Genomic DNA, 448 nt, shown 5'->3' with positions numbered 1-448 from the left:
CCATTAGGTCGCACCACGTGCGACCATAAAGTCGCACAGTGTGCGACCTATTCGGCACTCATACAGAGGTTTCCCACATGCGGAACATGACCCGTCTCAAGACCCCAAAAGATCGGCTTCGTGAAGATCAGGCCGAACAGGTTCGCCAAGCCCTTTTGCCGTTTTTTGACAATCCCGATTTTGACCATGATGCCCTTGGCCGGGTCATGGTCACCGTTCAACGCATTACTACCCCAGCCCCCGGAACAACGGAGCCGTTTGTTATGATCCGTCCCGCACAGAACCGTGCTGTCACCTTGTGGCTAATGAAGAACAGTAAACGTCCAATGAAGGCCGTGGACGTCTGGACGCTCTTGTTCGACCACCTGTTCCCACATACCGGACAGATCATGCTAACCCGCGAAGAAATCGCCGAAAAAGTCGGAATTCGGGTCAACGAAGTTACAGC

At 53.6% G+C, this 448-nt stretch carries 1 pseudogene; it reads left to right on the top strand.

From position 1 onward, the window contains the following. Positions 1 to 86 precede the first annotated feature (86 nt). Positions 87 to 448 (top strand): annotated as a pseudogene (locus KP705_RS17705) (hypothetical protein); the annotation flags it as partial.

The sequence above is a fragment of the Gluconobacter sp. P1D12_c genome, from assembly GCF_018812105.1.
Lineage (GTDB): Bacteria > Pseudomonadota > Alphaproteobacteria > Acetobacterales > Acetobacteraceae > Gluconobacter > Gluconobacter oxydans_A.
Note: the sequence above shows the minus strand (reverse complement) of the source record. Positions and strands in the feature narration are given on the sequence as shown.